Origin of the sequence: Okeanomitos corallinicola TIOX110 (assembly GCF_038050375.1) — a bacterium.
Lineage (GTDB): Bacteria > Cyanobacteriota > Cyanobacteriia > Cyanobacteriales > Nostocaceae > Okeanomitos > Okeanomitos corallinicola.
The window spans coordinates 4297167-4319678 of record NZ_CP150886.1; the positions used below are offsets into that span (position 1 = coordinate 4297167).

Below are 22512 nucleotides of genomic sequence, written 5' to 3' on the forward strand. Positions count from 1 at the left end.
AGTTCTATCCAGGTAAACTGGGCAACCATACTAGGGTTTACAATTTACATACCCAACTAACAGGGGTATTGATATTTAGTTAATTTAGGCTTCTTAACTGCTAGACGGTACAGTTAATTTAGGTGGCTAAAAATACTTTGCTCTAAGTATGAGGTAGCACATTAAGCATTGTTCAATATTGATCATCTATGAGATTGTAAACAATTGTAACATTTATGAAAAGATTTGACCACCCACCGACCCAAAATTTCCTAGTTCTACTGGGTCAGATCATGGGATAATCATATTTGAAATTATATATTTGCTGTTTTTAGACCAAATTCTTAGAGCAGATAATTAATTCCTCATATTTGTTAAAATATCTCAACGATAACTATAATATTCCTTCCATAATAATTGCTTAATGTTTTAGTTATGGGGCATGGGGCATGAAGAATGAAGAATGGGGAATTAATTGGTAAAAATTTTTTCTTCCCCTACCTCCCCTGCCTCCCCATCACCCGTTACCCATTACCCATTACCCCATAGGACAATATTCCTGGATCACCTTGACATCCAAAGTTGTATTCTGTAGAGAACGGATAGCGGCTACAGTTGCTCTAGCACCGGCGATAGTAGTAATAATGGGGATTTTGTACGCTAAAGCTGTACGACGAATTAACCGGGCATCAGTTTGGGCTTCTTCCCCAGACGGTGTATTAATGATTAGTTGAATTTGTTGATTTTTGATCGCATCCAGAACATGGGGACGGCCTTCATGAAGTTTAAGGATAGACTCAATCTGTAAACCTTGTTCATGCAGGAATTGGCGTGTACCTTGGGTGGCAATAACTTTAAAACCAAGCTTGATAAACTCTCTGACTACATCTACACACAGGGCTTTATCTCTATCACTCATAGATACAAATACAGTTCCTTGCAGGGGTAATTTTTCCCCAGCGCCCATTTCTGCTTTTGCAAACGCCCGACCAAAATCAGCATCAATACCCATTACTTCCCCAGTAGAACGCATTTCCGGCCCCAGAATAGTATCTGTACCAGAGAATTTATTAAAAGGTAAAACAGCTTCTTTGACTGCAATATGGCTAGGGATGACTTCTTGGGTAAAGTTTAATTCCTCCAAGGTTTTACCAGACATAATTAGGGATGCCAATTTTGCCAGAGGTACACCTGTAGCTTTAGAAACAAAGGGAACGGTACGAGAGGCACGGGGATTAGCTTCTAAAATGTAGACTTGGGGAGAATAACTACTGGCACCGACGACGGCAAATTGAATATTCATTAAACCGACGACAGATAAAGCCTGTGCTAGTTCTACTGTCCAAGTTCTAATTTGACTAAGTACGGCTGGGGAGAGGGAAATAGAAGGTAACGAACAGGCCGAATCTCCTGAGTGAATACCCGCTTGCTCGATGTGTTCCATAATGCCACCAATCACAACTTTACCCGTATGGTCAGCGATCGCATCTACATCAACTTCAATGGCATTTTCTAGGAACTTATCAATTAAAATTGGGTGTTCTGGTTCTACCTGTACGGCAAAGGTCATGTATCTTTCTAAATCTGCGTCAGAATAGACAATTTCCATGGCCCGACCACCTAACACATAGCTAGGACGCACAACCACAGGATAACCAATCCGTTTAGCCACTATTAACGCATCTTCATAACTTCTAGCAATACCATTAGGCGGTTGGGCAATATTCAACTTTTGCAAAATCTTCTCAAACCGTTCCCGGTTTTCTGCCATATCAATAGAATCGGGAGATGTACCCCAAATTTGGGTACTTCTGTTCCCTGTTCCCTGTTCCCTGTTCCCTAATTCTTGTAAATACTGTTGTAGGGGAACGGCTAATTTTAAAGGGGTTTGTCCACCAAATTGGATGATGATACCAACAGGGTTTTCGGCTTCAATGATGTTGAGAACGTCTTCTTTAGTTAGGGGTTCAAAATAGAGGCGATCGCTGGTATCGTAATCTGTAGAAACTGTCTCTGGGTTAGAGTTCACCATGATCGTCTCATAACCAGCAGCTTTTAAAGCATAGGCCGCATGACAGCAACAATAGTCAAACTCAATCCCCTGACCGATGCGGTTGGGACCACCACCCAAAATCATCACCTTGGGTTTATCGGTGGGTAAAACTTCCGTTTCCTCTTCGTAGGTAGAATAATAGTAAGGTGTGAAGGCTTCAAACTCCGCCGCGCAGGTATCCACAGTTTTGTAAACAGGGATCACACTTAATTGTTGACGATAGGCTCTAACTTCATCTTCCTTGGTTTTGGCACAGTAGGCAATTTGGCGATCGCTAAATCCATTCCGCTTCACCTCATACATTTGTTCTTTTGTCAACTCCTGTAAAGGAGTGCGTTTTAAGAACTTCTCAATTTCCAAAATTTGCTGTAACTTATCCAAAAACCAAGGATCAATAGCTGTCAGTTCGTAAATCTCATCATTTGTAATTCCCAACTGCATCGCATGACGCAACGCAAAGATCCGTTCTGGGTTTGGTGTCCGTAACTGGGCGCGAATTTGTTCACCACTGGGTAATTTTTCCGGTTTGTCTGCACCCCAGCCAGCACGTCCTGTTTCTAAGGAACGCAGGGCTTTTTGGAAAGACTCATTAAAAGTCCTACCAATAGCCATAGCTTCCCCTACAGACTTCATCTGTGTTGTCAACACCGGATCAGAACCAGGGAATTTTTCAAAGGCAAAGCGGGGAATTTTGGTGACTACATAGTCAATAGTTGGTTCAAAGGAAGCGGGGGTTTTTTTGGTGATGTCGTTTTTAATTTCATCTAAGGTATAACCCACGGCTAATTTAGCGGCTATTTTCGCTATCGGAAAACCTGTTGCTTTAGAAGCTAAAGCCGAACTACGAGACACACGGGGGTTCATTTCAATTACTACCACATCCCCGTTGGTGGGATTAACCGCAAACTGAATATTAGAACCGCCGGTTTCTACCCCAATTTCTCGGATAATTTTAATCGCCATATCCCGCAACCGTTGATATTCTTTATCGGTGAGGGTTTGGGCAGGGGCAACGGTGATAGAATCTCCTGTATGTATGCCCATCGGATCTAAGTTTTCGATGGAACAGATAATGACGACGTTATCTGCTAAGTCCCGCATTACTTCTAATTCATATTCTTTCCAACCTAACAAAGATTGATCTATGAGAATTTGAGAAACAGGACTAGCATCAATCCCCACTTGGGACATGATTTCAAATTCTTCTTTGTTATAGGCAATACCGCCTCCTGTACCACCCATAGTGAAGGCTGGACGGATAATTAAAGGATATGATCCGATCCGATCTGCGATCGCTTTGGCTTCTGCTAAGGTGGAAGCTGTACCACTAGGACAGACGTTCACCCCGATTTTCTCCATCGCTTCGTTAAACAGTTTCCTGTCTTCGGCTTTTTCAATAGCCGGTAATTTCGCACCAATTAACTCAACGTTATACTCATCTAAAACGCCGTTTTTTGCTAAAGCTACGGCAATATTTAAAGCGGTTTGTCCACCCATTGTCGGTAAAAGGGCATCAGGACGTTCTTTAGCAATAACTTTTGCAACTATTTCTGGTGTCAGTGGTTCAATATAGGTGCGATCAGCTGTTTCTGGATCAGTCATAATTGTGGCTGGGTTAGAGTTAACCAGCACCACTTCATAGCCTTCTTCCCGTAAGGCTTTACAGGCTTGAGTTCCAGAGTAGTCGAATTCACAGGCTTGGCCAATGACAATTGGACCAGAACCTAACAGGAGAATTTTGCGGATATCTTGGCGACGAGGCATAGTTTTTACTTTAGATTAAGACAATACAAATCTTGACTATTTTACGGGTCTTTCACCTAGTCTTTCTATTTATTATCCAGTGTTCTGGGTTCTAATCACTGGGTGTGAAGGAATGAACCACTCAAGTATGCAAATCACGCAAAAATTAGGTTTAAGTAATTAAACGCAGATGCACGCAATTAAACGCAGATGTTAGAGGATGATATTTTTCCTGATTGTTTTGCAATTATACGAATGTTTATTTCATAATCATCATATTTATTGGCTGTTTTTTAGCAATTATTTCTATCTGGGTTCTGGGTGATAAGTTTTTTGGGAATTTATTCTTAATAAGAGCTTGATTGGATTTTTTGATGTTTGAATTTAGACCTATTTATAAAATCTGGACAGATTGTTATTGCAATTTTTTCTCATCCAAAAATGCTCAAGATTTTCAGTTAGTAATTATTGGGAATTTTACTTAATCACAAGTTATCTTTTTGCCCAAAAATTAAAAACGGCAGATAGGTATAAAAAATCCTATCCGCCTAAGTAAAAAAATTATTTTCTGATAGCTAATTAAGCTAAATTTTGCATCTTTCTAAAAGCAGTAATTTAAGCTTAGGTTAAGTTTAGTTTGTGGCAGGTTGAACAAAACCCAATGTTAAACTATCTTTAGCCAAGAAATGTGCTAAATGGTACGCTCTTTCTTCAGTCTTTAGCAGGATTTTTTCATAAAGATATCTTGTACCACGGTCGCCTAAACTCTCAGCTTGAGTGGCTTGACGACGAATTAATTGAATCATGGCTTGTTCTGCTACTAGGTCATTTTCTACCATCTTCCGGGAAGAAAATGTACCATCTACTTCTGGTTCAAAGCAGCATAATTCGGCTAATTTGCTGAAACTGGCTACGGGTACACCGCCTAAACCATTTAAACGTTCGCCAATTTCATGGATGTGATCTTGAATTTCTTGGTAACTGGCGTTAAAAAATTCATGGAGTGAATAAAATTCCGCACCTTCAACTACAAAATGATGCTTTTGGTACTGTAAATATAGTGCTTGAAAACTAGCCAATGCAACGTTAAATCCTTCTACTACTGGCGCAGTAACACTATGATCTAGTAATACAGGATTGTCATATACTTGACCGAAGTTTTGTAAAATAGTTTGAGTATCAGACATGGTTCTCCTCGTTTTTTAGCAGTTGTGATTTTTAGCTGCTAATTTTTTATATCTTAACATTTAAAAAATTCTATGCAACACAATTAAATTTGAGACAATTTGAAAATTTTAATTGTTATGAGTGTTCTTTTTGAATCTTAAAACTCCTCAATCCTGACAATTTATCTGTATTGGTATTCTTTATATCTTGACTATATCTACAAAATATGAAGCAGAACTGGTAAAACTTTCCTGCAAATCTTTTGCAAATTTAATGACAATAATTTGCACTTGCGCTATCCTGATTTGTAAGGTTCAAGTCCGACAAGCTCCTGAATTACAGAGGTAAGTTTGTTGTGCTTACTGCAATTTTGTTGCACTTTGGGGTTAATTATCTTGAAATCTTGGGGTTCAGAAACAGGAATCAGGCAAATTGTTGAGGTGAATTGGGCAGACCGTTGGCAAGTTTATCAACGCTTAAACGAGTTAGATATTCCTTGTTGCTGTGAAACTAACCAGCCATTGCAAGTAGAAGTTACAAACCCTCAAATAGCTGTTCAATTTTGGAGTGTGATGCGACATTTTACAGCTTCTCGTCAAGACTTAATTTGCAGATTGGAACATTGTTGGCGTATTCGTTACCAAACGTTTTGATTTATAATGTTGTTTTCTTTCTTTGCGGTTAGTTTATCTGTGGTGAAACAATGAGTATGTATCCCAGTGTAGAAGTATCCGAATTTTGCCTTGAAGGTAGATTTTTAGATTTTGTGATCAAAGATGGTTATAAGTTAAAAGGCTTGTTACTATCCACTGCGGATGGTGAACACTATATAAAATTAGCTAAACATTTACGGACAGCTTTTGATTTGCGTTTACCCCGTGGGACTTGGTTACAAGTTATAGGTACAAAAAAGCATCACTACAAAAAGGATCAGGTAACGCTTAAAGCTGAACGAATCATGGCTGCCAGTTCTCAGGTAACAGTAGCTGCACCATCTCCAAACCAATCTAAAGTACAGAAAAAGCAGACCATATTAATGTGTCAAAAGTCAGATTGTATGAAGCGTGGTGGGAAGACATTGTGCCAGGTATTGGCATCTGAGTTAAGCGATCGCGGTTTACAAGATACAGTTGATATCAAAGGGACTGGTTGTATGAAAAAATGCAAGGCTGGACCAAATATAGTTATGCCTGATAAAACCCGTTATACGCAGGTTAAACCTTCACAAGTTGCTATTTTAGTAGATAAGCATTTTGGTGAAGAAGCAGTAATTATTAGTAATCAGCTATCATCAGTCAGCCAATAACCTGAGCAAATTTCATCGGGTGTAGAGTGGAGATGTAATTCATGATGGAGTGTCAACTCTCCTGTCTTCTGAACTCCTTTCAAAGAATTGAAAATCGTGGGATAATGAACAGTCACAGTAGCAGATAAATCCAGTCAAAAGTTGAAATTGAATAACTTCTGACTTCTCAAATCCTGAAACTGCCAAAATCCCTAACTCCTATAATTTATGTCTCTATCTAACGCAATACCAGCTTTACTTGTATTAGCAGATGGCACTGCTTATCGTGGATGGTCATTTGGTGCTTTGGGAACGACCATTGGCGAAGTGGTATTTAATACTGGAATGACTGGATATCAAGAAGTATTAACAGATCCTAGTTATACAGGTCAAATTGTTATTTTTACCTATCCAGAATTGGGAAATACGGGAGTTAATCCAGAAGACGAAGAGTCAGTTAAACCCCATGTGAAAGGTGCGATCGCTCGAAATATCTGTCATCAGCCCAGTAACTGGCGCTCTACACAATCCTTACCAGATTACCTCAAGCAGTATGAAATTCCTGGTATTTTTGGTATTGATACCCGCGCTCTCACCCGGAAAATTCGGATGTACGGAGCTATGAATGGTGGTATTTCCACATCTATTTTAGATGAAAATGAATTACTGGCAATGGTACAAGCTGCCCCCAACATGAAAGGTTTGAATCTTGTCCAGGAAGTCACTACCCCAAGTATGTATGAATGGTCAGAGGCTACCACAAATGATTGGGAATTTAACCCAGAAGCTATAGCTAAAATCGGCGCAAGTTTCACCGTTGTTGCTTTAGACTTTGGTGTGAAACGGAATATTCTCAAGCGTTTAGCTAGTTATGGTTGTCGGGTGATAGTTGTTCCTGCCAATACACCAGCGGAGGAAATTCTTAAATATAATCCAGACGGAATATTTCTTTCCAATGGGCCTGGTGATCCCGCCGCAGTAACAGCAGGAATTAACACCGCCAAAGCATTATTAGAAAGCAAAAAACCCATGTTTGGTATTTGCATGGGACACCAAATTTTGGGTCACGCTTTAGGAGCAAAAACCTTTAAACTTAAATTTGGACATCGCGGTTTAAATCAACCGGCAGGTTTACAACAAAGGGTAGAAATCACCAGCCAAAATCACAGTTTTGCTATTGATCCGGATTCATTACCATCTACAGTTGTAGAGGTTAGTCATCTGAACTTAAATGATCATACTGTCGCTGGGGTACGTCACAAGTCTCTACCTGTATTTTCAGTACAGTATCACCCAGAGGCTAGTCCGGGACCCCATGATGCTGATTACTTATTTGAGCAATTTGTGCTAGAAATGCAAACAGCACGTCAAACAGCGATCACTTAAGTTAATCACAGAAAAAATGGGTAATGGGTAATGGGTAATGGGTAATGGGTAATGGGTAATGGGTAATGGGTAAAAGTCTTTTCCAATCACCAGTCACCAGTCACCGATTACCAACCTAGACAACTTATGTCAAAACCATATATACTTGAGCGTTTACTTTCAGTTAAGAGGATGAGGAGGGAGTTATTGCTGAACCACTGAATATCACCGTGAGCCTGAGAGGTACTCGCGAAGTCCGGGATAACTGTCAACTATTCCGCCTCACAGGTTTGTTAGACGCTTTTTCAGAGCCGACATTTCGTAAGGTACTGAGCAATAAAATTGATGAAGGCCCAAAAAATATTATTTTGGATCTCTCTCAAATAGACTTTATTGATAGCTCTGGTTTAGGTGCGCTGGTACAACTAGCCAAGCAAGCTCAAACCGCAAGTGGCTCTTTGCAAATTGTCACAAACGCCCGTGTAACACAAACAGTTAAGCTTGTTCGCTTGGAGAAATTTCTCTCCCTGCAAAACACAGTAGAAACGGCTCTGGACAACGTAAAGTCGTCTTGATTGCTTGAGCAAAGAAAATCAATGCGACTATTCTGATGAGAAAGGGGAAGATGAGAGCAAAGTATCGTATTACTTCTTCATCCTCCCTCATCTCTGTGAAATCATAACTTTTACTCCAAAGGTAGAATATATAGTTTAGTTTAAGTAATATTTATTAGTGTTGAATGTGCTAGGTATGATATACTAAAATGCTGCACAAAAAATAAATGTTCGTAAAATTAATCGTAAGAATTCAGAAGTCAGGAAACAGTAAGAGTTTAGCAATAAACCTTGCCCATTTTCCCCGCACAAAAGTTAGTTAGAATATTTAATCAATCAGTAGATAATCAAATACTGGTTTTTGACGTAATTGTTAAAAAGCTGACTGCTGCAAGCTGATAGCTGAATGCTTACAAATAATCTTGCCATTATTATTAGGTTAAGGAATGATGAACTGGTGAACCCCAAGGAGGAAGAACCTAAGAATGTAGGAGATGAAACTGCCATTCAGAATTCATCAGACATTCCAGCATTGTTGGTAAACATAAATCAACCACCCCAATCTTTATCACAGGCACAAGTACGACAAATCTCTCCTTCTGCCCTAGCTTATTTGGGGGATGCAATTTATGAACTATATGTTAGAATGTTTTTTCTGTGGCCACAGCAAAGGCCAGAAATATACCACAAATTGGTAGTAGCCCAGGTCAGAGCAGAAACACAAGCCCTACAATTGCGATTGCTAACTCCCCATTTAAGGAGTAACGAGCTAGAAATTATCCGCCGTGGTCGTAATGCTGCCACAGGCCGCCCTAAGCGACTTAATCCTGAAATTTACCAACAAGCCACAAGTCTAGAAACCTTAGTTGGCTATCTATATCTCACCGATTATCCCCGTTTACAAGAACTATTACAAAAACTCCATCTAGAGAAATAGTCAGTAGCTCAATCTCCCGATAGGAAAATCATCTGTAGTGGTTCACTAAATTGAGGTAATTGTGATGCTCACCAATTTTATCAATTCAATAATCCCATGACTAACCAACCGAAAAAAATCAATCACCCAGACAAACCAAAACGTAGCCAACCTATAAAAATCAAAGGTAAGCGCGTTATCAATCCCATTCGTAATCACAGTAACGCCGAAGTCAAGCCGATTTCTCGCAAACCTCGGCTATCTCACCATTCCTCCCAACCATCTTCAGAAATTAAACCCCCTGAAGATAATGATATGATTTATGGCCGTCACCCGGTCTTAACAGCCCTAGAAAATCAACGTAATCTCAACCGAATTTGGATTACTTCTCGTCTGCGTTATGATCCTCGCTTTCATCATTTGATTCTCCAAGCTAAGGATAATGGCACAGTCATTGATGAAGTTGAACCTAAGCGTTTAGATCAAATTACTGATGGGGCAAATCATCAAGGTATAGCAGCTCAGGTTGCTCCCTATGCTTATTTAGAATTAGAAGATTTAATTACACAAGCAAAAACCGTCACTGATCCCGTGATTGTAGTTGCTGATGGGATCACTGATCCTCATAACTTGGGGGCAATTATCCGCACCGCCGAAGCAATAGGCGCGCAAGGATTAGTAATTCCCCAAAGAAGGGCTGCGGGAATCACTTCTTCTGTTGTCAAAGTGGCAGCAGGTGCTTTAGAAAACTTTTCTGTTTCTAGAGTCGTAAATCTTAGCCGTTCTTTAGAACAACTCAAAGAAGCTGGTTTTTGGATTTATGGAACAGCGGTTACAGGTAGTGAACCCATACATACAGTCAAATTTAGTGGGCCGATTGTTTTAGTCATCGGTGGTGAAGGCGAAGGTCTGAGTATGTTGACACAACGTTCCTGTGATGTTTTAGTCTCCATTCCCTTACAGGGTAAGACTCCTAGCCTTAATGCCTCCGTAGCATCAGGTATGGCTCTTTATGAAATTTATCGCCAAAGGTTGCTAAATACTCATTATCTTGATAGATTACACACATTTTCCTGCAAAAAATAAACCTAAAAGAGTATAAAGAAGGTAAAACAGAATCAATTTCACATATTCTTTAACACCCAGAAAACGTTTATAAATTGGTGAAAACCATGCAAACTATTTGGCATAATCTTAAAGAAGGGCTAATTAGCTTATCTAACGGTCTTGGCTTCGCTTGGTGGGTGGAGATTGTCACCCAAAGTCCTAGTTGCACATACTACTTTGGCCCATTTATCAGCTCGGTAGATGCAAACTTGGCTAGCAAAGGGTATGTGGAGGATTTAGAAACTGAAGGAGCGCAAGGCATTATAGTCAATGTCAAGCGTTGTAAACCTTATGTTTTAACAATTGCTGAAGACCTGGGGGAAAGGATTGACCGTAAAGTAAAGCCTGCCTTTAGCGGTCAAATGTAAGATAAATCCATAGGCTGTCATCGTTCCTGGGTTGATTTTTAGTTAATTCTGGGAACGATAAACAACATCCCAAATTTTTCCCAAATTTTTAAGTGACAGGTAACAAGAAGCCTAATTACGAATGACCAAAAGAATGGGATACAAGCCCCGTCCTTCTAGGACGGCTTTATGGTAAAATTTAGGTATAGTCGCCATAGGGCATTGGGAGACTCTAAACGGACATGGAGGGACGGTAAGACCACTTGTGGCGCATCCCAGCGAAGTGTCAAGGAATCCTCGCTCCTTTAGGACGAGGAGGTATGTCAAAAATTACTTCTGGATGTGCTTCTAACCAATGGTCAATATCGCCTAGTAACTGTTGGGGTATTTCCCAAGGGAAGAGATGGGCTGTGTTGGGGTAAGATTGCCATTGGGAGTTTTTTAGATGTTTTGCTGTTTCTAAACTAGAAGCAGCTGTAATGTGACGATCTTCATCCCCAGCTAGTACCAAACTCGGACATGGGATTTTTTCTAGGTCTGGTAATCGGTTATATCCGGTTTTAATGGCACTGTAGAGAGCGCGAGTGGCATAGTTAGAAGTTTGTAAATAAGCTGGTACAGCTTCCTTAGCAATATAACTGTAAGCTGTGGGTGTATGCTGTTGAATCAAATAACGAAATAGCGATCGCTTGCCAAAGGTTTCAATATTCCAAAACCAACCAGGTTTAATATAGTTTAATATTCCTGCCACACCAGTATAAACATTATCCTGCCAAGAGATAGGCGGATGACTTCCCCAGGGTTTAGCGGAGGTTGCAACTAAAATTAGCCCTGTGACTCGTTCGGGTAAACGCAATGCTAATTCCATTGCCAAAATTCCCCCCAATGACCAACCAACCACTAAACATTTTTCTATCTCCAAGCTATCTAGGAGGGCTTCTAAGTCCTCTAAATGGTCGTGCATATTAAAATCTTCGTTACAGTGACTTTTGCCATAGCCACGCAAATCTGGAGCAAGGGTTTGAAAGCGTTTTGATAAATGATCAGTAAAAACAGAAACATTACGTCCACTGCCAGGATGACCATGTAAAGCAAGTATAGGAAATCCTCGACCTTGAATGTAAACATGAAGAGGTTGATGATTCATAATTCGGGCTTACTAAAAAAGTTCAGGGGGTGACAAGGGTGCTAAACAGGTTCTTTCATAAGGGATAGAGCCTGAAAGCCGGGTTAAAAAAATAGGCGTTTATGAGGCTTGAGATTGATTAAGTTCAGAGCTAAATCAGCCCATAATTCCATCCCATAAATCCATATTCAAGCTGGTGTTAAATATTGTGTATGTAGTTAATACAATTAGTAACAACAATAAATAAAATAGAATATCTTACTGAAATAAAATATTACTAATTACGGGAATATTACCCAAACCTGGAATAATGATAGGTTTAATCTCCGGTAATCTTTGAATAGGATTGATTAATTGATGAAGCTTTTTAATCCGGAAGACTGCTTAATTTTAGTAGTTGATGATGTGAAAATGAATTTACAAATCATGGCCAACATTTTAGATAAAGAAGGTTATGAGGTAACTTTAGCTTCTAATGGTTATCAAGCCTTAGAGCGTGTTTATTCGGCCCAACCAGATTTAATTTTACTAGATTTGATGATGCCAGAAATAAATGGTTTAGAAGTATGTGAAAAAATTCAATGTAATCCAGAATTAGCAGATATTCCCATTATTTTTCTTTCTGCAAGTCAAGAGCAAGATCATTTACTTAAAGCCTTTGAGAAAGGAGCAGTTGATTATCTGACAAAACCTTTTAATACTGGCGAACTTTTGGCTAGGGTAAAAATGCACTTGGAATTAAAATATTCGCGACAAAAATTAAAAAAACTACTAGAAGAACAAGTAGCATTAGTTCAACAATTAGAGAAGTTAGCTAATACAGATACGTTAACAGGAATTTGGAATCGTCGTTATCTTTTAATAGTAGCAGAACAAGAAATAAAACGTAGTCAGAGATATAATTTTTCCTTTTCCGTACTCTTAATAGATATTGATAAGTTTAAAAAAATCAATGATACCTACGGACATAATGTAGGTGATGAAGTAATTATTTTTATGACTCAAATAGTCATTAATAATTTACGTAAACCAGATTGTTTTGGCAGATTTGGTGGTGAGGAATTTGTCGTATTACTACCAGAAACAGATACAGATGAAGCTTTAATAGTAGCTGAAAGAATTAGAACCAGTATTCAAAATCAATCTATCACTGTTGAAGATAAACAAGTGTCAATAACGATCAGTATTGGTGTGTCTGGTTATCATTTGGGAGATAAGACCATTGACACTATGATTCAACGAGCAGATCAGGCACTTTATCAAGCAAAAAATCAAGGACGTAACCGAGTAATTATACATCATATTGATTAAATTACTGTTAGCTTTTGAGCAATTATACGAAAATCTATTAGATGATAATCTACTAGTTAATCAAATATGCTGACTCCTGAATTCTTACAAATTGCTGACTGCTATATCAGAGATTCTATGGCTTGTCGTACTGATGGAAACTGCTCTACAATCCCAGGTATTTCGTCTATATCAAAAGTATCTAACTTAGTTTGCAAATTCTCTGCATAATCTGATAATAAATCACACTGATGTTCTTTTCCCCAAGTTTTTAGCAACTGGATAAACTGCTTCATTTCACGGATTTTAAAGGTTTTACGTACATTCTGCCATGTTGTTTCTTCTTGCTGTTTTAACTTGAGTAATAATTCATCTACATTCACATAAATATTTAATGATTGTAATTTTTTCTGACTATTATTTAAGCTATTGAAGTGATGCTCAGTTTCAATATTTACTATCGGTGCTAAATGTTTCTTGAGTTCTTTAACAAGTTGGACACAACTAACAGGTTTATATAAAAATCCTTCGCAAATTTGCTCAAGTTCATATTTATCTTCAGGTTGAGAGGAAGCAGTCAAAATAATGATAGGAATACGTTTAGTTTTTTCATTTTGCTTGAGATACTGTGCAGCTTCTTTTCCATCTATTACAGGCATTCTTAAATCTAGTAAAATCAAATCTGGATTATATATTTCTAATAAATCAATGGCTTGTTTTCCATCTTCTGCTAATAAAATTTGGTGATGTGTTTGATGAAAATATGCCTGAATTAAGTTCCGATTTGATACCACATCATCTACAGCTAAAATTGTACTGGGGGTAAACTGGTTTAAATCATAGTCAAGTGATGATTGTGTAACTATTTCTTTTAACTCAGTGGTAGGTGAAACTGCGGGAAAAACAAAAGTGAAAATACTACCTTGTCCTAATTCACTTTGGAGTGTAATTATTCCCCCCATCATATTCATTAATCGCTTAGTTATCGCTAGTCCTAAACCTGTACCCCCATATTTGCGATTGCTCTTACTTGAACTTTGAAAAAATGCCTCAAAAATACTTTGTTGTTGTTCACGAGCAATACCAATACCTGTATCCTCAACAGCAATTTCTAACCAAACTTTTTCTTCTGTGTCTGTCAAATAAAATTGGCAACGAATATGTATTTTAATATAGCCTGATTCTGTAAATTTGATAGCATTCCCAACAACATTAAAGAGAATCTGTCGTAAACGGACTTGATCAATATAAATAAATTGAGGGATTTCCTCCTCAATATTTGATTGCAAAATGATATTTTTTTCTATAGCATTGAGACTAAATATTTGTAATATTTCTGCAATTAATTCTCGTAAATTAACAGGTTCATAGTAAAGTTCTAGTTTACCTGCTTCAATTTTAGATAGGTCAAGAATATCATTAATTAATGCCAGTAAAGTTTTACCACTGGAGGTAATAGCTTGAATATAAGAAACTATATCCGGTTTTATGACCTCCGATTTTAATAAATCGGCAAAACCCAAAATAGCATTCATCGGTGTGCGGATTTCGTGACTCATATTAGCCAGAAATTCGCTTTTAGCTTGGTTAGCTGTTTCCGCTTCCTGTTTTGCCTGCTCTAGAGCTAAATTTTTCAAGTTTAGTTCCTGTTCAGCTTGTTTGCGCGCTGTGATATCCATCAAAGTCCCGAAGTAATGAACAACTTCACCTGCTGGATTTTGTGCAGCCACTGCTTGAGCAGATACCCAAACTATTTCTCCATCAGGCCTACAGACACGGTATTCCATTGAGAAATAACCACTTTTTTGAGTAGAATTATTCCACTCAGTCAAAATGTTTTCCCGATCATCGGGATGAAGTGTTTTTTCCCATCCTTCATCCATGGCTTCTAGGGCAGAAATTCCAGTTAATTCTGACCAATGAGGATTAACATATAAGCATTTACTCTGTTCGTCTGCTTGGAAAATACCGACGGGTGCATGAGTGACTAAAATTCTGTACTGTTGTTCACTATCGGCTAAAAGTTGGTTACTTTGACTTTGGGTTTGTAATTTGCTGTTATTGTCGCTTACTTGTGCTTGCAAATCAGAATTGAGGCGTTGAAGTAAATGTATTTTTTCATTTTCTAGTCTTTCTACCTGCTGTTGCAAGATGTCAATAATTTGGTGTAGTTCTTTAATATCTACAGCCCGTAAAATATTTGTCTGGGTTAAAATTCCGACTAAATTACCCTCTTTGTTAGTCACTACCAATTGCCGCACATTTTGTTGCTGCATTTTTTGATGGGTTTCCCAGAGAGAATCATCAAGATTAACAAAAAGCACAGGGGAACTCATTACTTGTCCGGCTTTTAGTTCCCTCAAGTTAATTTGTAAATGTTGGAATTTAACAATATCCTGTTCTGTAATAATTCCTACAGGCTGGATGTTTCCAGGTTTATTTCCAGGTTTACATTCATTACCAATAACTACACAACTTACATGATGAGAAGCCATAATTTGTGCTAATTCCAGTACCGTAGCTGTGGGAGGAGCATGAATGACATTTTCTGCCATTACTTCTCTGACATAACAACACTTGAGTAAATCTGCTGGTTGTAGGACACTGTGAATACTTGATGGTGTGACTAAACCTACTGGTTGCTTCTGTGAGTTGATAACTGGTAAATGACGAATTTTATGTTTATGTAGGAGGTTAAGCGCTGTCATTATTTCTTGCACTGCTGATTCTTGACAGGTGATCAACTCCCTAGTCATGACTTCGTGAACTTTCGTTTCTCGAAAATTACGTTGTTGTGCTGATAATTTCACTAAATCTCGTTCTGTTAACAGACCAACAAGTTGCTGGTTGTCCACGACTAAAACGCAAGTAGGGCGTGGGGATCCACTGGTAGCAGCGTCAACCACTAAACTCATAATTTGTAATACTTCCAGTAAACTGGCATTGGGGCCGACTGTTGCAAAATGACGCTGAATAAATTTGTTAACGTGCTGATTTGGTAGAGGATTTGCAGATTTCATGATCAAACCCAGAAGTTGCGTTTAGTTTATTTATTCTTTTTTTGAATATTTTTCCCACAATGCTGCTTTAGTTTAACATATGGTGATAGCTTGAGAAAATTGGATGCAAACTCTGGCAGAAGTCCCTAATCATTTACGAGTTTGTCATAGTTAAATTAACTAAATTGTTGGGCATAAAATCGTGCATATCTCCCTGCTAGATTTAATAATTCTTGGTGATTTCCTGATTCGACTATTTGCCCTTTTTCTAAGACTAAAATGCGATCGCATTTTCTGACTGTGGATAATCTATGTGCGATAATTAACACGGTTCGATTTGCCATTAATCTTTCTAAAGCCTCTTGTACTAAGGCTTCTGATTCTGAATCTAAGGCTGATGTTGCTTCATCAAGTATTAAAATTTGTGGGTTTAATAGTACAGCACGGGCGATCGCTATTCTTTGTCTTTGTCCTCCTGATAAGTTGACACCACGCTCACCTACCCAAGTTTGATAACCTTCTGGTAGTTCCATAATAAATTTATGGGCGTTAGCAATTTCAGCCGCTGCTTCCACTGCGGCCATCTCAAAAGTATTTTGTCCAAAGGCAATATTTTGGGCAATAGTTCCGGAAAACATAATTGTTTCTTGGGGAACTATACCAATGTTTTTTCTTAAGCTATTTAAGGTGACATCCCGAATATTGACATCATCTATAAAAATCTCGCCAATTTCGGGATCATAAAATCTGGGTAACAGATTCACAAATGTGGTTTTACCAGCACCGGAAGCACCAACTAAGGCGATCGCTTCTCCAGGATTTACTACTAAACTAATATTATTTAATACTAACTCTCCTGGTTTATAAGCAAAGGTAACATGACGATATTCCACTTTACCATTCACAGATGGGAGAGTAATGGCAATAGGATTTTCTAATACTGTTGGCTGAATAGCTAATAATTCAAATACCCGATCAACGGAAGCTTCACCTTGTTTAAATTCATTATAATTATTGGTAGTATGACCGATCGGATCAATTAACAAGGCTGCTGCTGCTAAATAACTAAAAAATTCTCCTACGGTTAAATTATTTTGGGAAATCTGCCAAGTTCCCACCATTAATAAAGATAAAGCACTCACAGCTTCTAAAAATCCCACAATGGGAATTTGAATGGCTTTTAATTTTTCGGCTGAATATTTAGCCTTTAAAGTTCTTTCTGCTTCATGACTAAATCTAGCAATTTCATAATTTTCGGCGGCAAAAGCTTGAATTAAACGAATGCCACTAAAAACTTCTGTTAAAATAGCAGATAAATCAGAAATTCGATTTTGACTTTTGAGCGAATATTTCCGTAAACGTTCCCCAAACCAACCAATTAAAACTCCCATAATTGGGGCAACAATCACAGTAGCTAAGGTTAGTTGCCAATTTAAATAAATCATGTAAATGGGAATTGCTATTAACTGCAAAACACAGGGAATAAAATCATGAAAAAGCTTATTGACAACTTCCCCAACTCTGTCTACATCTTCCGTGAGACGATAGGATAAATCACCAGCTTTTGCAGTTTCAAAATAGCTAAGATTGAGTTTTTGTAAATGTGCGTAAACCTGTTGACGGAGATAAAAAGCAACCCTTAAAGCTGTCCGTGCCATATATAAATCTTGTACAGATTGAAAAAAACCACGGACAAGAAATACTAAAGCACAGATACCCGTTAATTGGGCGATCGCCACCACATTCCCCTCACCAAAGGGAACAGCCAATTTACCCGCCACATTAATCAGCGTTAAGGTAGCCAGCACATAGCCAATAATACCAACAAACCCCTTAGCGACATTTTCCCACTGCTTACGGATGTAGGGTAATAGTAACCAATAATTAGAACGTGTTTTCAAAGAGTCATTAGTCATTAGTTATTTTATTAGTTATTAATCATTAGTTATTAGTCATTAGTTATTAGTCATTGGGTTATTTACCTCCCCATCTTCCCATCTTCTACCTACCTAACCAAGTCTTGATTATATCTAGCAGACTAGAACCACCCCAGATAAAAGCGAATAAAATTGATGTAGTTAAAATTCCACCTATTAAACATAGAACTAAACCACCCAAACTAATAGCACCATCATCCTCCGACAAGCCAAAGGCAGTCACAAAAACACCTATTGCTGGTAAAGTATTAGTCCCAGGGATAGGAATCATCATAGAAATAGCCATCAGAGCAATCATACAGCCAATAATGATTCTACCGGCTAAACCAGTACAAATGTAGGATAAACGAGGACGAGCGATCCCTTCAATTCTTCGCAACCAAGGAAGTCCCGCTTTCATAAACCCCTGTACAGTAGAAAGTTGCATTTGATGATTAAGCATTTTTGACGGTAGCCAGGGAGTTTTTGCACCTGCAATTAACTGTACTGCTAAAATAAAAATGAGAATCCCAAAAGGAATAGAATAACCAGGTGCAGGGACTGGTAAAGCCGAAGGTAGAGACAGAATAATTAACAAAAACCCAAAAATTCTCTCCTTAGCCAGCAGTAAAATATCTGCTAAACTTACCTTTTCTGGTCTTTCTTCTTCAAAAAAATAGCGTTGTAATTCCTGGGAAAGTTTAGCCATAAATGATTTTAATGATTTTGTTGATTACTAAGACAGAAATTCTAACCTTTTTTAACTCTATTTTCTTTGATTAGATGCAGAATTGACGGCAATAAAGAAATCACAATAATTAAACCTATTATTGGTAACAGATACTTATCTAGCTGTTCTGCGGGTAAATATCTACCCAGGAAAAAACCTAAAAAAGTTATGCCAAATGTCCAGAAAAAACCGCCAATGAGGTTGTAAGAAAAAAATTGGCGGTAGTTCATAGAACCAATACCAGCAACAATGGGTGCAAAAGTCCGAACAATAGGAACAAATCTGGCGAAAACGATAGTTTTTATACCATGTTTTTGATAAAAATTTTGTGTTTTAATAATATGTTTTTTATGAAAAAATAATGAATCTTCTTTTTGAAATAGTTTTTTACCCAATTTGTTGCCAGTGATATAGCCAACCGTATCGCCTAAAACAGCACAGATAAAAGCACCAACAATTAAAATCCAAATATTCAATAAATGCTGAGAAGCAACAAATCCAGCCGTAAAAAGTAGACTGTCACCAGGCAGAAAAAAACCAAATAGTAAGCCCGATTCTGCAAAAATAATTCCCCAGATTCCAAAATAACCCAGTGATTTAATTAATTGTAGTAAATCAAAGTGCATATAATCATACTCACCCAAAAAGTTGTATCCAAAATCTTAACGTTATGTAATTTGAAAAAATAAAAATTTTTATTAAGTTTAGAACAAGATATCTGAGATTAAGTAGGGGTGACTGAATCAACCGAGAACCTTTATAAATCAAGGAATTGAGAGTTATCAGCAGGGGATAAAATAAAAATAAGAAATAGTGGTACTCGGAAAAATTTAATACTTTTTTGGGTTGTTGATCACTCTGGAAAATACTGAAATTTCTTCTAGTTCCCCGATATCCTTGATATCCTGATTTCTGAATATCCTACTCTCCCAAGACGGTTATCAGATAACAGTTATCAGATAACAGTTATTAGATAATAAACCAAGTTACTGGTTATAACAGTGATAAGCAAGAAAGAGGCTGAGGATGTGAGGAAGAAAAACAACTTTCGCCTACTGACTCCTGATGATGTTAAAAGTTTCAAAAACTAAAAAGATAAATTGTCAGAAGTTAGATATTCTATTGCTGGAAGTAGGCTATGTAATGATAAAGTCATGAACAAAACGGTTGAAATTTTACCGGATTTACCGGCATTAGTAGCACGGGGACTAGATTTAATTCTATCCAAGTTGGCAACTGCCATTCAAGAAAGGGGGCAATTTAGCATTGCTTTATCTGGTGGTAGCACACCTAAACCTTTATATGAAGCAATAGGTAATCAAAACCTACCTTGGGATAAAATTCATGTTTTTTGGGGTGATGAACGTTATGTTCCAGCAGATCACCCTGATAGCAATGAACTAATGGCACGTCGTGCATGGTTAGATCGGGTTGCTATTCCAGCAGCTAATATTCATGCCGTGCCAACTTTATCAGGAAATCCAACAGTAGATGCGGCTGAACATGAAAAGCATCTGCAAGCATTTTTCGGTTCTGCTCCAGGAAAATTTCCTCAATTAGATGTAGTTTTATTGGGAATGGGTGATGATGCTCACACTGCATCTCTTTTTCCCCACACAGAAGCTTTAAGTGTAAGCGATCGCTTGGTTACTGTAGGTAACAAAGATGGTAATCCCCGCATTACTTTCACCTACCCATTTATCAATGCTGCCAGAAGTGTAATTTTTTTGGCAGCTGGTGCAAATAAAAGACCTGCGTTAGCCCAAGTTTTTGCTCCAGCAGCTGATGATTTTGCCTATCCATCCCGCTTGATTAAACCTCAAGGAGAATTGATATGGCTGCTAGATCAAGCAGCAGGTTTGGAACTCAAACCATAAATTAGTTCACAGGAAACAGGTGACAGTGAAGAGTCTAAGAACTGACAACTGACCCTTTCTTGTGAGTGATATATTTTACAATAATCTTGAAAAAGGCTTAGATTCATGATCGTCTGCCCAAATTGCAATCATCCTAATCCAGATGGCGCTGTGCAATGCGAAGCTTGTTACACGCCTTTACCAGCAACTACTAGCTGCCCTAGTTGTGGGGCAACTGTACAGGCAGATGCTGCTTTTTGTGGTCAGTGTGGCTACAATTTACATTCTCATGCAGCCCCAGCCTCAGTAGAACCAACAGTGGTGGCAGAAACAATTACTGCTAATGCTCCCGTGGAAGTACCACCTTTGGTTGCACCTGATCCAATGTTAGAACTTTTACAATCTGATCCTTTAGGGGTAGCTGCTCCTGCTACTCCTGCCGCTGCTTCTAATCTACCACCCACAGTAGTCTCACCAGCACCACAACCTATACAAACTCCACCACCTCCAGTACCTACACCTGCACCGGAAGCGGTTGCACCTCCACCACCTCCAGTACCTATACCTGCACCGGAAGCAGTTACACCTCCACCACCTCCAGTACCTACACCTGCACCGGAAGCAGTTACACCTCCACCACCTCCAGTACCTACACCTGCACCGGAAGCAGTTACACCTCCACCACCTCCAGTACCTACACCTGTATCAGAAGCAGAACCAGTAGGTGCATCTAGAACCCAATTACAACAAGTTGTAGCACGGTTATTCCATGTACAAAGTAATCAAGAAATTGAATTACCACAAAACCTGTCTGTAATTCATATAGGCAAGCCTAATGATCGTATTCCTCCAGATATTGATGTGGCGGGATTTTCTAATTCAGAAATTGTCTCACGGGTTCATGCAGATATTCGGATTGAAGGGGGTTCTCACTATATAGAAGATGTGGGTAGTTCCAACGGTACTTACATTAATAATCTACCGCTGTTACCAGGAAATAGACACCGTTTGCGTCCTGGCGATCGCATCAGTTTAGGTAAGGGAGATTTGGTAACTTTCTTATTTCAACTCTCTTAGAGAAATAATTTCCGATAATTCGTAATTGATAATTCGTAATTCGTAATTCATAATGGGTAGTTATAAATTACGGGTTACGAATTATATTATCAAGAATTTTATCTATGAGAGACCCCAAGAATCTAAAAGATTTTCCACCTTTTGCAGAAGCACCCCCAGAATTTGAAAAGATGGGTTTAAACTGGCTGGTGGGAGCAGCAGTTGCTACTGCTATTCTCTGGCAATTTCCCGCTGGTGATTATATTTTATACCCATTTACCATCCTAGCGACTTGGTTTCATGAAATGGGACATGGTTTGATGGCCTTGATGTTAGGGGGAAATTTTCAGAAGTTACTGATTTTCAGTAATGGTTCTGGTGTAGCCAGCTATACTATGCGCTCAGGTTTAGGCCCAATAGGTCCGGCTTTAGTTGCTGCTGCTGGGCCAATGGGTCCACCTATTGCTGGTGCAGCCTTAATTCTGGCCTCTCGTAGTTTTAAAACCGCTTCCCTGAGTTTGAAAATTTTGGGAGGTTTTTTATTATTTTCTACCTTGGTTTGGGTACGTTCTGGATTTGGATTGATCGCAGTTCCCTTGTTGGGTATCGCTATTTTGGCAGTAGCTTTGAAAACTTCTCGTGGGGTACAAGGTTTTACAATTCAATTTTTAGGGGTGCAAGCTTGTGTGAGTACCTACCATCAATTAAATTATTTATTTAGTTATCGTGCTGGACCGTTGGGACTTTCCGATACAGCACAAATGCAAAGATATTTATTTTTACCTTATTGGTTTTGGGGTGGTTTGATGGCTGTACTTTCTTTAGTGATCTTAGTACAGAGTTTGCGGGTTGCTTATCGTTCGCAATGATTGAAGAAACGTAGTTTTCAACAGTCAGCAGTCAGAGGTAAACAAGTAGCGGAAAACCCGCACCAAAACCGCACCAAAACCGCACCAAAAATTTATATTTTAAATGGTGCGTTACATTATTACTAATTAGAAAACATCCTTTTATTACCTGAAT

General features: G+C 38.5%; 18 protein-coding genes. 11 read left to right on the plus strand and 7 right to left on the minus strand.

Annotated features, from left to right (window positions below):
• Positions 1–517: 517 nt before the first annotated feature.
• On the minus strand, positions 518–3796 hold the full coding sequence (gene carB / locus WJM97_RS18815) for a carbamoyl-phosphate synthase large subunit (protein ID WP_353930303.1): 3279 nt from the start codon (positions 3794–3796) through the stop codon (positions 518–520).
• Positions 3797–4407: 611 nt separating this feature from the next.
• Positions 4408–4962 (minus strand): Dps family protein, encoded by a 555-nt coding sequence (locus WJM97_RS18820; protein WP_353930304.1) that lies wholly within the window; start codon positions 4960–4962, stop codon positions 4408–4410.
• A gap of 375 nt (positions 4963–5337) precedes the next feature.
• Here WJM97_RS18820 and WJM97_RS18825 point away from each other — a divergent pair, with 375 nt between their 5' ends.
• From WJM97_RS18825 to WJM97_RS18855, 7 genes are all read left to right on the plus strand, one after another.
• Positions 5338–5595, plus strand: coding sequence for an Asr1405/Asl0597 family protein (locus tag WJM97_RS18825; RefSeq protein ID WP_353930305.1), 258 nt, complete (start codon positions 5338–5340; stop codon positions 5593–5595).
• A gap of 50 nt (positions 5596–5645) precedes the next feature.
• A complete protein-coding gene (locus WJM97_RS18830) occupies positions 5646–6248 on the plus strand; it encodes a (2Fe-2S) ferredoxin domain-containing protein (protein ID WP_353930306.1) in 603 nt (200 codons plus the stop codon).
• A gap of 207 nt (positions 6249–6455) precedes the next feature.
• Complete coding sequence (carA, locus tag WJM97_RS18835; protein WP_353930307.1) at positions 6456–7613, plus strand: glutamine-hydrolyzing carbamoyl-phosphate synthase small subunit; 1158 nt, start codon at positions 6456–6458, stop codon at positions 7611–7613.
• A 209-nt stretch (positions 7614–7822) separates the two neighbouring features.
• Positions 7823–8167, plus strand: coding sequence for an STAS domain-containing protein (locus WJM97_RS18840; RefSeq protein WP_353930308.1), 345 nt, complete (start codon positions 7823–7825; stop codon positions 8165–8167).
• 436 nt (positions 8168–8603) lie between these two features.
• Entirely contained in the window at positions 8604–9083 is a 480-nt protein-coding gene (locus WJM97_RS18845) for a ribonuclease III domain-containing protein (protein WP_353933213.1), read from the plus strand.
• Positions 9084–9179: 96 nt separating this feature from the next.
• Positions 9180–10148 (plus strand): 23S rRNA (guanosine(2251)-2'-O)-methyltransferase RlmB, encoded by a 969-nt coding sequence (gene rlmB, locus WJM97_RS18850; protein WP_353930309.1) that lies wholly within the window; start codon positions 9180–9182, stop codon positions 10146–10148.
• A gap of 86 nt (positions 10149–10234) precedes the next feature.
• Positions 10235–10537 carry a DUF1816 domain-containing protein gene (locus tag WJM97_RS18855; RefSeq protein ID WP_353930310.1) on the plus strand — a complete coding sequence of 101 codons (303 nt, stop codon included), beginning with the start codon at positions 10235–10237 and terminating at the stop codon, positions 10535–10537.
• 265 nt (positions 10538–10802) lie between these two features.
• On the opposite strand, the gene WJM97_RS18860 is transcribed toward WJM97_RS18855, so the two are convergent.
• Positions 10803–11663 carry an alpha/beta hydrolase gene (locus WJM97_RS18860; protein ID WP_353930311.1) on the minus strand — a complete coding sequence of 287 codons (861 nt, stop codon included), beginning with the start codon at positions 11661–11663 and terminating at the stop codon, positions 10803–10805.
• A gap of 336 nt (positions 11664–11999) precedes the next feature.
• Between WJM97_RS18860 and WJM97_RS18865 the strand changes: the two genes are divergently transcribed.
• On the plus strand, positions 12000–12953 hold the full coding sequence (locus WJM97_RS18865; RefSeq protein WP_353930312.1) for a diguanylate cyclase: 954 nt from the start codon (positions 12000–12002) through the stop codon (positions 12951–12953).
• A gap of 101 nt (positions 12954–13054) precedes the next feature.
• On the opposite strand, the gene WJM97_RS18870 is transcribed toward WJM97_RS18865, so the two are convergent.
• The 4 genes from WJM97_RS18870 to WJM97_RS18885 all read right to left on the minus strand — a co-directional run bounded on the left by WJM97_RS18870 (position 13055) and on the right by WJM97_RS18885 (position 19203).
• Complete coding sequence (locus WJM97_RS18870; RefSeq protein ID WP_353930313.1) at positions 13055–15952, minus strand: CBS domain-containing protein; 2898 nt, start codon at positions 15950–15952, stop codon at positions 13055–13057.
• 155 nt (positions 15953–16107) lie between these two features.
• Positions 16108–17832: an ABC transporter ATP-binding protein gene (locus WJM97_RS18875; RefSeq protein ID WP_353933214.1), complete on the minus strand. Its 1725-nt coding sequence runs from the start codon at positions 17830–17832 to the stop codon at positions 16108–16110.
• A gap of 100 nt (positions 17833–17932) precedes the next feature.
• Positions 17933–18556, minus strand: a complete 624-nt coding sequence (locus WJM97_RS18880; RefSeq protein ID WP_353930314.1) for an exopolysaccharide biosynthesis protein — start codon at positions 18554–18556, stop codon at positions 17933–17935.
• 41 nt (positions 18557–18597) lie between these two features.
• Positions 18598–19203, minus strand: coding sequence for a VTT domain-containing protein (locus tag WJM97_RS18885; RefSeq protein ID WP_353930315.1), 606 nt, complete (start codon positions 19201–19203; stop codon positions 18598–18600).
• A 528-nt stretch (positions 19204–19731) separates the two neighbouring features.
• Here WJM97_RS18885 and pgl point away from each other — a divergent pair.
• The 3 genes from pgl (at position 19732) to WJM97_RS18900 (ending at position 22358) form a co-directional block, all read left to right on the plus strand.
• A complete protein-coding gene (pgl, locus tag WJM97_RS18890; RefSeq protein WP_353930316.1) occupies positions 19732–20454 on the plus strand; it encodes a 6-phosphogluconolactonase in 723 nt (240 codons plus the stop codon).
• A 105-nt stretch (positions 20455–20559) separates the two neighbouring features.
• Positions 20560–21510 (plus strand): FHA domain-containing protein, encoded by a 951-nt coding sequence (locus tag WJM97_RS18895; RefSeq protein ID WP_353930317.1) that lies wholly within the window; start codon positions 20560–20562, stop codon positions 21508–21510.
• Between the two features lie 104 nt (positions 21511–21614).
• Positions 21615–22358 carry a M50 family metallopeptidase gene (locus WJM97_RS18900; protein ID WP_353930318.1) on the plus strand — a complete coding sequence of 248 codons (744 nt, stop codon included), beginning with the start codon at positions 21615–21617 and terminating at the stop codon, positions 22356–22358.
• Positions 22359–22512: the final 154 nt, after the last annotated feature.

Coding starts and splice junctions, on each gene's coding strand:
- carB (WP_353930303.1), bottom strand. CDS start 3,796: ATGCCTCGTCGCCAAGATATCCGCAAAATTCTCCTGTTAGGTTCTGGT.
- WJM97_RS18820 (WP_353930304.1), bottom strand. CDS start 4,962: ATGTCTGATACTCAAACTATTTTACAAAACTTCGGTCAAGTATATGAC.
- WJM97_RS18830 (WP_353930306.1), top strand. CDS start 5,646: ATGAGTATGTATCCCAGTGTAGAAGTATCCGAATTTTGCCTTGAAGGT.
- carA (WP_353930307.1), top strand. CDS start 6,456: ATGTCTCTATCTAACGCAATACCAGCTTTACTTGTATTAGCAGATGGC.
- rlmB (WP_353930309.1), top strand. CDS start 9,180: ATGACTAACCAACCGAAAAAAATCAATCACCCAGACAAACCAAAACGT.
- WJM97_RS18855 (WP_353930310.1), top strand. CDS start 10,235: ATGCAAACTATTTGGCATAATCTTAAAGAAGGGCTAATTAGCTTATCT.
- WJM97_RS18860 (WP_353930311.1), bottom strand. CDS start 11,663: ATGAATCATCAACCTCTTCATGTTTACATTCAAGGTCGAGGATTTCCT.
- WJM97_RS18865 (WP_353930312.1), top strand. CDS start 12,000: ATGAAGCTTTTTAATCCGGAAGACTGCTTAATTTTAGTAGTTGATGAT.
- WJM97_RS18870 (WP_353930313.1), bottom strand. CDS start 15,952: ATGAAATCTGCAAATCCTCTACCAAATCAGCACGTTAACAAATTTATT.
- WJM97_RS18880 (WP_353930314.1), bottom strand. CDS start 18,556: ATGGCTAAACTTTCCCAGGAATTACAACGCTATTTTTTTGAAGAAGAA.
- WJM97_RS18885 (WP_353930315.1), bottom strand. CDS start 19,203: ATGCACTTTGATTTACTACAATTAATTAAATCACTGGGTTATTTTGGA.
- pgl (WP_353930316.1), top strand. CDS start 19,732: ATGAACAAAACGGTTGAAATTTTACCGGATTTACCGGCATTAGTAGCA.
- WJM97_RS18895 (WP_353930317.1), top strand. CDS start 20,560: ATGATCGTCTGCCCAAATTGCAATCATCCTAATCCAGATGGCGCTGTG.
- WJM97_RS18900 (WP_353930318.1), top strand. CDS start 21,615: ATGAGAGACCCCAAGAATCTAAAAGATTTTCCACCTTTTGCAGAAGCA.